This window comes from Streptomyces sp. AK02-01A, from assembly GCF_033795305.1.
Taxonomy (GTDB): domain Bacteria; phylum Actinomycetota; class Actinomycetes; order Streptomycetales; family Streptomycetaceae; genus Streptomyces.
In genome coordinates, this window is the sequence record NZ_JARBAE010000088.1 from 1 (window position 1) to 10,059 (window position 10,059).

At 67.3% G+C, this 10,059-nt stretch carries 10 protein-coding genes and 1 pseudogene; 9 read left to right on the top strand and 2 right to left on the bottom strand.

What is annotated here, in order from left to right; all coding sequences use genetic code 11:
* Positions 1–232: pseudogene (locus PV679_RS35435) on the top strand (transposase); the annotation flags it as partial.
* Positions 233–566: 334 nt separating this feature from the next.
* Here the strand turns inward: PV679_RS35435 and PV679_RS35440 are convergent.
* Both PV679_RS35440 and PV679_RS35445 read right to left on the bottom strand, forming a co-directional pair.
* Positions 567–1,187, bottom strand: coding sequence for a 2'-5' RNA ligase family protein (locus PV679_RS35440; protein WP_319685402.1), 621 nt, complete (start codon positions 1,185–1,187; stop codon positions 567–569).
* 14 nt (positions 1,188–1,201) lie between these two features.
* Complete coding sequence (locus PV679_RS35445) at positions 1,202–2,383, bottom strand: XRE family transcriptional regulator (protein WP_319685403.1); 1,182 nt, start codon at positions 2,381–2,383, stop codon at positions 1,202–1,204.
* A gap of 1,508 nt (positions 2,384–3,891) precedes the next feature.
* On the opposite strand from PV679_RS35445, the gene PV679_RS35450 reads away from it, so the two are divergent.
* From PV679_RS35450 to PV679_RS35485, 8 genes are all read left to right on the top strand, one after another.
* Positions 3,892–4,197 (top strand): hypothetical protein, encoded by a 306-nt coding sequence (locus tag PV679_RS35450; RefSeq protein ID WP_319685404.1) that lies wholly within the window; start codon positions 3,892–3,894, stop codon positions 4,195–4,197.
* Between the two features lie 88 nt (positions 4,198–4,285).
* Complete coding sequence (locus PV679_RS35455) at positions 4,286–5,746, top strand: sensor histidine kinase (RefSeq protein WP_319685405.1); 1,461 nt, start codon at positions 4,286–4,288, stop codon at positions 5,744–5,746.
* Positions 5,747–5,815: 69 nt separating this feature from the next.
* Positions 5,816–6,262, top strand: coding sequence for a roadblock/LC7 domain-containing protein (locus tag PV679_RS35460; protein ID WP_319685406.1), 447 nt, complete (start codon positions 5,816–5,818; stop codon positions 6,260–6,262).
* A gap of 31 nt (positions 6,263–6,293) precedes the next feature.
* Positions 6,294–6,641 (top strand): DUF742 domain-containing protein, encoded by a 348-nt coding sequence (locus tag PV679_RS35465; RefSeq protein ID WP_319685407.1) that lies wholly within the window; start codon positions 6,294–6,296, stop codon positions 6,639–6,641.
* Entirely contained in the window at positions 6,610–7,251 is a 642-nt protein-coding gene (locus PV679_RS35470) for a GTP-binding protein (protein WP_416069871.1), read from the top strand. The genes PV679_RS35465 and PV679_RS35470 overlap by 32 nt, the downstream gene beginning before the upstream one ends.
* A complete protein-coding gene (locus PV679_RS35475; protein WP_319685408.1) occupies positions 7,248–7,799 on the top strand; it encodes a GAF domain-containing protein in 552 nt (183 codons plus the stop codon). The genes PV679_RS35470 and PV679_RS35475 overlap by 4 nt, the downstream gene beginning before the upstream one ends.
* Before the next feature lie 75 nt (positions 7,800–7,874).
* Positions 7,875–9,071 carry an acyl-CoA dehydrogenase family protein gene (locus tag PV679_RS35480; protein WP_319685411.1) on the top strand — a complete coding sequence of 399 codons (1,197 nt, stop codon included), beginning with the start codon at positions 7,875–7,877 and terminating at the stop codon, positions 9,069–9,071.
* 7 nt (positions 9,072–9,078) lie between these two features.
* Positions 9,079–9,756 (top strand): hypothetical protein, encoded by a 678-nt coding sequence (locus PV679_RS35485; protein ID WP_319685409.1) that lies wholly within the window; start codon positions 9,079–9,081, stop codon positions 9,754–9,756.
* Positions 9,757–10,059 lie beyond the last annotated feature (303 nt).

Here is a 10,059-nt window from a genome sequence, read left to right on the forward strand (position 1 = left end):
GGCTGGAGATCGTCTCCCCCGCACTCGACCTCCTCGCCTGGATGCCGATGCTCGCCCTGACCGGCAAGACCCGCCGCTGGGAACCCAAGAGGCTCCGCTCCCACCTGTTCTCCGCCGCCGCACAGCTCGTGAACACCGGACGCCGCCACTGGCTCCGCCCGCCCGATGGCCCTGGACCGACGTCATCACCGACGCGATCAACAGGCTCCAGGCATTGCCGACCCCCGGCTGACCAGCCACTTCGACCGTCCCAACAACCTGCACCACCGCACCGGTGAAGTGGAACCCGACGCCCACCCGACGCGAGAGCCGGGCCCTCAGCCTGCCCCGGCCCAGAAAAAACCGCACCACACGAACACAGAGTCCCCGTCAGCAAACCGACAGAGACTCACGAACGATCGAGGCTAAAGGTCCTATGGGCTGTCATCGCCGTCTCCCTGACACTGGGCGACGTGCCTCAGCAACCTCGTCCGAGGCAATCAAGCTGCCCACGCAAGTCGTTTCAGAAAGCAGCTTCGACGCACGAACGTCCGCCCCGGGATGGTCCAGTCGTTCGTGCGTCCAGATCACCCGAGCGGCACTTGAACGTATGGCGTCCACTCATACATGCGGTTGTCCCGGTGCAGGACAATCAACTCGGCCGATTTCACGCGTGCCGTCGCCGGCGGAATGTCGACTGCGGCCAGGGCCTCGGAAAGGGGCGACAACTGATTGTTGTTGTTGCTGTATGCGACAGAGACGTGCGGCATGAATCCGGCCGATGCTTCCGGCACCTCTGGAAGGACATCGCGGATTGCTGAGCGGATCGCGTGACGAACGGCTCGTACTGCCCCGTCCGGCTGTACGGGCACGAGCACGGCCTCGGGGTCGATTCTCGGCGTGGAGAGAGTTAGATCGAAGCCCGGCACTGCGGCGAGCCGCACGCGGGCGGCTTCGACGATCGCGTCGACAGCCACTCGGTCGACCTCGTCGACGAAGCCGACGCCCTGCATGGTCAGATGCAGCCACTGATCGGGAATCGGATCGAGACCGTCGATGTGGGATAGGGCTTTTCGGTACTGCTCGGCAAACCGGTGGACGTCATGTTGCTCTCCGAAGGTCAGGTGCCAGGTGTAGAAGCGGCGGCCGACGGACCACCCCGGCCGCCACCACCAGTGATTACGCATGTGCTCGGGTTGAGAGGTCATGACTGGAGATCCAATCAGGTGGGACCGTCCCCTGACGAGAGGGCCAGATGCTGGCGGGCCGAATCGAGGCACCACTCCTCGATCGTTCGACGTACGGAAGCTATTACTCCGGCATCGGCTGATGGGCTGCGGGTCATCGCAGCGCCGAGCTCCCTCATGCGCTGTGTCACCGGGCCCATGCGGCGCTCGCCCGGCATTGCAAGTACGGGACCGAGGGCCTCCATCACACCTTCGGGTTGGCCACCGCTATGAAGCGCGGCGGCTTGGCTGATGCGGATCTGCGCCTCGGTTCCATAGGGCCGGACCGGCTGCGTGGCGAGGAGCGTGAGCGCCGATTCGGCCTCACGTAGGGCCTTCGCAGGTTTGCCGATTCGGAGGTGGACGGCGGCTGCGTAGTTTTCCTGACGGGCATCCGGACATGAGAAGAGACCGCCGATCTCGTCTGGCCCTGTGCTGTCACGGGCTTGGAGTGCTCTCGTGAGTGCTGCCTCCGCTTCGGTGGCAGCACCGAGCATCGACCAGGCGTCAGCCTCTTGGCAGGCGAGTAACGCGCCCACGCTGCCGCGGGCGTTGACGTGAGCGCCGCGCCGGGCATGGTTCACTGCGTCGCGTAGGCGCCCTTCCCACAGTGCGACCTTGGATCTTGTGGAACAGACCCAAGCTCGCAGATCGTCATGACCCGCGTTCTCGGCGCACAGCCACGCCGTGCGACCGTGGGTGTCGGCGGCGCGGAGGTTCCCGAGGTCGGAGGACATCCAGGCGAGGAGGCCACAGAGGTATCCCGCTGACACGTACAGTTCGGTGGCTTGGCGTGGCGGTTGGTGACCTTCCAGGAGGGCGAACACTCGATCTCGCAAGAGCCGAGTGCGTTGGAAGACTTGGACGGCGTCACCGGCGAGATACTCGTGGGCCAGTGTCTGAACGTCCACTGAGAGCTGTTCCAACGCGATGTCGCCCACGTTGGTTGTCTCGGCCCACTGCGCCCAGGCAGCAGACTCGGCGGCTGCGGCAAGGACGCTGTCGGGCTCAGGCTGCGGCGGAGCCGTGGGTTGCTCTGGTGCCGAAGTTCGTTCCTGTGGTTTGGACGCCTGACGTTGAAGGACTTGCAGGTCGGCCGTGGGTAGGGCACGGCGGTCTTCGATGTCTAGAATGTCGTCAATTTTGCAGCCGTAGACTGCGGCTAGGGCGATGAGCACTTGGAGCGTAGGCCGCCGACTACTCGGCCCTGGCCATTTCTCCCACTTGCCGACGAGTGAAGCGTCGGCGGCGATGGGATGTCCTGCTTGCGCGGAGATTCGGTCCGCTGTTTCCTGGAGTGTCCAGCCGCAGGCGTGCCGCCACGCTTCCCGGATGCGTAGGCGTAGGCGCACGCGCATTTCTATAGCGATCTGCGCGGTGGTACATCCGGCAGCTGTCATTTCGTGACGCAGGGCATCGCGGTCTGCCTTCGACCCCGGCGCTGGTGATGGCGACATTGTCCCTCCCTGAGTGCGGGCTGCCACTCACGTTAGCCACTATCAAACGGAACAGGGAGAGGAGCGAGCCTTTCCAGCGTGCCCAACTCGTCCATCTCTACGTCTAAGGACGATTATCCCCGCTGGTCAACGAGTCGCAGGAGTGCCAAGAAACTTGGACACCTGCGCCCGCGACAGGCGAGCTCCGAGTTGAAACGCTGAGGCAACGTAATACCTGGACTACGAGGGGTCGCTATGCACGTCCCGCCTCAGACCGAGACAGGGAAATCCGGGTGGCTGATGTCGCCGCGTCTGTTTCTGGCACCCGCCGGCCCGAACTGGCTGAACGGCCAGCAGGCCGCGCTGAGGACGGGGACGGTTCCACATGCAGTGCTTTTTAAGCACCATGCCCCGATACGGCTTAGCGCTCCCGCTGGCCTGCGCCCGGATGCTGCCGTCGGCGACCCGCGCCCCTGGGGAACAGTGAACGTCATGTCACCGCAGGGTCTGGCCTACGAGGTCGTGATCCAGGAAGCCGTTACCGCTCGGTGCACGTTGACCGAGGTGGTCTGATGCCGGAGTTGCCGGTGCTCGCCAACGCTTATGCGCGGTGTGGCCTTTGTGAGCGTGTAGTGCGCGCAACTACGTTGCGCCGGCGCGATTTTCTTCCCGTTGGGGGCGCTAAGTGGTGGGTCCAGGCGGTGTGCATGGACGAGTCTGCGTGCTTTGCCCGCTGCCGTAACTGGTCCCGCTGGCACGCGGTGGGAGCTGCGGTGCCCTCTTCGCCGCCGGCTGAGGATGCGCGACTGGCGGTCTGCCTGTTGTGCGACGTCGCTGCCTCGCCCAATGAACTCGTATTCGAGGTCGTGGAGAGCGACGGCTCGTCCGGACCGTTCATCGATTCTTTCTGCGCTGACCGGCGGGGGTGCGACGCGCGTCAGCCCAAACGTCGCCTGCGGCCCGGCGGTGACGCTGCCCCGCCTTGACCTGTCACGTCGTTTCCCCAGAGCACTGCTTTACCCCGCTGCCTCGCCTTGCCGTATGGCCCGACTTGAGAGAGAGCTATGTCCGCCCCTGCACAAATGTCCGCTGCGTCGGAGCTGTCGCCGACGGATGATCTCTGGCGGCTGCGTCCGTCTCTGGACCCTCGCGCACCGTTGCTCGGCGAAGGCAGGAGCTGGGACACGGCGACTTTCAGCGCGCGGCTCGGGCTGAGGGTCCTGCGCACGCTGCGGTCCGGCGGAGCGCGGATGGGCCCCGCTCTGCATTGCGGTGAGCACGGCGTGATCCACGTGCCCATCACGCCATGGCCGTCGCTGCCGCAGGCGAACCTGCTGATGGTCCGGCGGGCGAATCTTTTCTGCCCCGGAGGGGGGCCGCGCATCTGCGTGGGGTCGATATGGCTGCTGCCGCCCGCCGGAACGGCTGTGCTGACAGACGCGCACGCTGTGTTCGACGCGCTGCACCTGGTGCTGAACTCAGCGCGGTCCGCACCGCGGCCGTTGGCCGGCCAGCCGGTGGACGGTGCTTTCTCCCGGGAGAGCGCTGATGCCTGATCTTTTCGTCGCGCCCTCCGCGCGCGCCCACCGCCACGGTCGCAGGCGTGCGAAGGCGGGTGACCTGGGCACCGAGGGTGGTCTGCGTGTGCGGCTGCGCAGGCTGACTGTGGTGCCTGTTCTCTTCGCCACGGCGAACGTCGGGGCGGTGTGCGTGGTCTGCGCCGCCGGTTCGGGCGGCCGTGGGATAGCAGCTGCCGCGGCGGGGGTGGTGGGGTGGGTGGCGACTCTGGTCGTCGCGTGCCGGCAGTCAACCGCGACCGCGGCCGCGCTGCACCGGCGGCAACAGGACCTCGAAGACCGCATGCGGGTACGGATCACGGACCTTGAGGCCGTGGTGACCGCCGGGCTGGCCGACGTCAGGCTGATGACGGAGCGAGTGGCCCAGGGGGAGCGGCCACAACCGCCCCAGCTGGGCCTGAGTCCTCAGGTGCACGTCTCGGGTGATGTGTTCCTGACGGTGGAGCGGTCCCTTCACCGTGCCTTCGCCGAGGCGGTGCACGCGGTGGCCCAGGCGGGGCTGTACCAGCCGCCCGACCAGGTGAAGGCGTTTGTTTCGATCGCCCGGCGGCTGCACGCCCTGGTGGACCGGGCTCTGCGGAAGCTCGACGTGGTCGAGAAGCAGGTCGAGGACCCTGATCTGCTCCACGGCCTGTTTCAGATCGATCATCTGGCGACCCGGATGCGGCGGCACGCAGAGAGCCTGGCGGTGCTGGGCGGTGCGATGGGCCGCAAGATCAATGATCCGGTTCCGCTGGGTAAGTCTCTTCGGCAGGCGATTTCCGAGATTGAGCACTTCTCCCGTGCGCATGTCGTCGGCACGGTTCCCGCGGATGTCGCCATCGTGGGGTATTCGGCGGCCGACGTCATCCACGCACTGGCCGAGCTTGTCGAGAACGGGACCCGGTTCTCTCCCGGGCGGGTGGAGGTGCGGGCCGGCCGGGTCGGCGCGGGGGTGGCCGTCGAGATCGATGACCGTGGCGGGCTGGCCATGACGTCTGCGGACACGGAGAGGTGGAACCGTCTGCTGTCGTCCGCCGAGGTGGATGTGCGCAAGCACTTGCAGGAGGGGAGGATCGGCCTGCCGGTCACCGCTTTGATAGCGCAGCGGCACGGGATCCGGATCACCCTCAGCACCAATCACCTGGGTGGCACCCGGGCCACGGTGGTGCTTCCCCCGGCTCTGCTCACGGCGCCGAAACCGGTTGTCCTGCCGACGGTGACCACTTCCGCGCCTGCTGTGGGGGCCGGTCCGCAGCCCTACGCGGTGCCGTTGGAGCGGCCTGCCGTGCGTGGCCTGCCCCGGCGGGGCGCCGGCGCCGCCGACAAACCGGCGGCACGGCCCTCGCCGGTGCCGGATGCGGAGGGCAGGCCGCCTCTGCCCCGGCGCAGTGATGCCCCCGTCGACAGCGGTGAGCGCTCTGTGGCAAGTCCGCCCACCGGGACGACTGGCCCCGCCAGCTCCGCTCTCATGGCGAGGTTTACCAGTGGTGTCAAAAGGGCGGAGGCGGGCGGCGAGAGCGCGCCGTCTGCCCGTCCGCTCGACTGACCGTATTCGACTATCCCCCACCGCATACCGGTGTCCGGCCGGACCGGGCACCGCAGTTATGGAGTTCACGTGCCGGTTCAAACGATTTCCGATTCCGAGCAGTACGCGAGCCTTCAGTGGCTGATGAAGGACTTTGTCGAGCGGGTGCCAGGCGCGCACAGTGCCACACTCTCGTCGGCCGAAGGGATGCGGAAGGCGAGCGCCGGCATCCTGGACGAAGCCGGTGCGGACAGGATGTGCGCCGTGATGTCGGGCCTGTACTCGCTGGCCAAAGGAGCGAGCCGGCTTCAGCAGCAGCCATCGAAGGCCGGTCCGAAGCAGGTTGTGGCTGAGCTGGACGGCGGGTTCCTTTTCGTGATGAGCGGCGGTGAGGGCTCGCTGCTGGCGGTCCAGGCCAGCGCCGACGCGGACCCGGGCGTCATCGGCAACGAGCTGTCGTTGCTGGTGGCCAGTGTGAAGCCGCACCTGGTCACCCCGGTGCGGGAGCGCGAAGAGCCCGTCGGCGTGGGCCAGTGAGATGGGTTCCTTCACCGGCCCGACCTGGTCCGTGGAGCCGACCGCCCGGCTGCGCCTGTATGCGGTGACCGGTGGGAGGACCGAGCCCTCCCACCGGATGCGGCTGGCGACACTCGTCAAGGCAACGCCCTCGGCGGTGGTGGTGGCCGAGGTACTGAGCCAGGAGGCGGAGCAGGCCCTCGCCTTGTGCCGGCGGCGACCGTGCTCGGTCGCCGAAGTGGCCGGGATGCTCGGGCTGTCTGCACATGTCACCAAGATCATCCTCTCTGAGCTGATCGAGTCCGGCGCCCTGACGCTGGCCCTGTCGCCCACCGAGGCGAGCCACATAGAAATGACGGAGGTGCTCCTTGCCCGGCTCAAAAAGAAGTTCGCGATGTGAGGCCCTGCCGCCCGCGCTGGACCCGTACGCGGTGAAGATCGTCGTGGCGGGCGGGTTCGGAGTCGGCAAGACCACGCTGGTGGGCAGCGTCAGTGAGATCGAGCCGCTGACGACGGAAGAGGTACTGACCACGGCCAGTGCCGGTGCGGACAGCCTGGACGGTGTGGAAGCGAAGACCACCACCACGGTGTCCATGGACTTCGGACGGATCACGCTGCCGGGCGGCGATGAGCCGGACATGATCCTCATGCTCTTCGGCACCCCAGGCCAGCCGCGTTTTCAGTTCACCTGGGAGGACGTGACCGCCGGCGCGGTCGGTGCGGTCGTCCTCGCCGACACCCGTCGTCTGGCTGGGTCCTTCAGCTCCGTGGCCTTCTTCGAAGACCGGGACATCCCTTTCGTCGTGGCGGTCAACCAGTTCGAAGGCAGTTACCGCTACCGGCCCGAGGAGGTCCGGGCCGCGCTCGAACTTGAGCCCAGTGTTCCGATCCTCCTCTGCGACGCCCGCGATGAATCCTCCGTGGCCACCGTGCTGATCACCCTGGTCGCCTACGCCGTGACTGCCGCCAAATCCGCACAGCTTTCCACCTCTCAGGGAGTACTGACGTGACCTACGATGCCGATTCCGGGCTGCATCTGCGGCAGCCGGATCCTGACCTCGACCTCAAAACGCAGCGCTTGCGCGAGCTGGGCCTGGGCCTGTTCCCCGTGGCCGAGTTCGACGTGCTCGCCGCCCGGCTCGCCGAAGCGGCGGACGTCCCGTATGCCATGGTCAACATCGCCCTGGACAAGCAGAACTTCGTCGGGCTCTGCAGCCCTTCAGGCCGGGGCGAGGATCCCGCGGTCGACCGGACGATGGCCCTCGACCACGGCTACTGCCCCGACGTGATGTCCCGCGGCCGGGCCCTGGTCCTGCCCGACGTCTGCGCCTATCCGCGGTTCGCCAGCAACGACGTCGTCGACCGGATCGGCATCCGCACCTACGCCGGCACACCCCTGCTGGACGTACGCACCGGACTCGTGCTGGGCACCGTGTGCTTCGTCGGCCGAGAAGCACGCCCCCGATCATTCGGAAAGCACGCCCTCGCCCTCGTCAAGGCCAGCCAGGACGACGTCATGGAAACCGTCTACCGGCGCGCCCCCAGCTCAGCCCGCTGACGCAGCCCGGGTGCACCACACAACACGGACGACAGAAGCCGACCAAAAAGGGGAGGGACGATCATGGGTGACTGGATGTACACGGAGGCGGAGGAGCGGCTGCGCGCGGCCCGCACCGAGGCCGAGCAGGCGCTGCGGAAGGAGGTGCGCGCGTTCGCGGAACGCGAGGTGACGCCCCTTGTTGACGCCATGGAGGCCGCACGGTCGGTCGAGCACAACCTCGCCCGGCTCATCGCCCAGCAGGGATGGCTCGGGGCGACCATAGACCCTGCCTACGGCGGGATGGGTGTCGGCCACATGGGCAAGACGATCATCATCGAAGAGATCTCCCGCACCAGCCCGGCGATGGGCGCCATGGTGCAAGCCTCCCAGCTCGGCGCCTCCATGCTCATCCATTTCGGGAGCACCCGGCAGAAGAAGCGGTGGCTGCCGAAGATCGCGGCCGGCACGGTGCTGCCCACCATCGCCGTGACCGAGCCGGCCTCCGGCAGCCACGTCCTCGGCATGGAAACCACCGCCCGACGCGACGGAAAGCACTACATCCTCAACGGCCACAAAACATACGTCGGCAACAGTCACATCGCCGATCTGCACGGCGTCGTGGCCCGGACCGGGCCCGGCTCGAACGGCCTGTCCGCTTTCCTCGTGGAGAACAACAGACCGGGCCTGACGCTGGCCCCTCACCGGGAAGCGCTCGGCCTCCACGGCTTCTCCTTCGGTGACCTCATCTTCGACAACTGCCGCATACCAGCGGGGAACCGCCTGGGCAAAAAAGGGCAGGGCCTCGACGTCGCCTACTCCTCCAGCATCCTCTACGGCCGCCCGAACTTGACAGCGGTTGCGCTCGGCATCCACCAGGCCATCAGGGACGAAACGATCACGTACGCGCAGGAGCGTCACCTCTACGGCAAACCCCTCGCCCGCCTCGACACCGTCAAGCAGCGGCTCGGTCAGATCGAGTCCAACCTCATGAGCGCCCGGCTCGCAGCCTACGACGCGGTCGCCCGGCTCGACCGTCGCCAGCCCTGCGACACCTACCTGATCAACGCCAAATACGAGGGCATCGAGGCACTCACCGAGACGGCCGCACTCGCCGGCAAGATCCACGGCGCGGCGGCACTCTTCACCGACCGCCCCTTCCAGCGCTACAAGCGCGACGCGGAGCACCTGTGGGCTCCGGCCGGCACCGGCGACATACAGCTCCTGCGTCTGTCCGAAGCAGCCGGCGACACGCCCCACCCGCAGTGGTCTCAACTACTCCGCCAAGGCTGACACACTCATGAATGAGATCGTAGGGACGCTTCCACGTCAGTTCTACTGGAAGGGCCTGCACGTTCCCTTCATCGCCCCATGGAGCCGCGAGCGTTCGCCCGCGTCGACCATCATCCGGGTAGGACAGGGGATCGGCTACGCCGGCGAGGTCAGCGCCGCTGACCGCCGGCACGGCAATCTGTGGATCCGGCAGGCCGCCGTGCGTGGCGCGGGGGACCCCGATCTGGCCGGAGTGCACCCGCTGCGCCAGCGACAGGCCATGTCGCACATGCTGTGCCAGGTCTGCGGGAAATCCACATTCGACTCCGACTTCGTACGGTGGGGTGAGCGGCACCTGTTCCTCGTGCGTGCTGTGGAGGGGCGGCCGATCGGCGAAGGCGAGCGGACCACTACGCCCCCGGTCTGCCGGCCGTGCGCGATCGAATCCGTGGGCGTCTGCCCGCATCTGCGCAAGGGGTATACAGCGGCTCTGGTGAAGTGCGCCCAGCCCTGGGGCATCGCCGGCATCGTCTACGACCCGCGGACGCTCAAGCCGATCCTCCCAGACACCAAAGACCGCCTCACAGAGGCGAGTTTCAACAGCCGGCTCATCCGGTGGACCTTGGCGGCCCGCGACGTAACGACCCTGCATGGCTGTACCACGATCGATCTGGAACAGCTTGCGGCTCAGGGAGTCACGGCCTAGACCACCGTCCGGCGGATCGACTGCCTCGGGCCCGACCCGTCGGACGGTTCCAAACCCCGGACTTCCCCGGGGATTCCAGGTGGCTCGCCGCACCCCGCGACACCAGCACTCAATCCCTCGGCGTGCCGGGGGTCGGCACGGGGGGCCGGGCACGGGGGCGGTGCGGGCGGCGGTGCAGGGGGAGGGATTGAGTGCTGGTGTCGCGGGTGGCGGCGCGCGACCGTGAATAACCGGGGACGTCCGGGATTCGGTAACGACCGACGGGTCGGGCACGAAGGAGTAGCTGCGGCTGACGGGGGATGA

Bases quoted from the DNA above. Each gene is read 5' to 3' on its own strand.
- PV679_RS35440 (WP_319685402.1), bottom strand. From the start codon at position 1,187: ATGACCTCTCAACCCGAGCACATGCGTAATCACTGGTGGTGGCGGCCG.
- PV679_RS35450 (WP_319685404.1), top strand. From the start codon at position 3,892: ATGGGCCCCGCTCTGCATTGCGGTGAGCACGGCGTGATCCACGTGCCC.
- PV679_RS35480 (WP_319685411.1), top strand. From the start codon at position 7,875: ATGTACACGGAGGCGGAGGAGCGGCTGCGCGCGGCCCGCACCGAGGCC.
- PV679_RS35485 (WP_319685409.1), top strand. From the start codon at position 9,079: ATGAATGAGATCGTAGGGACGCTTCCACGTCAGTTCTACTGGAAGGGC.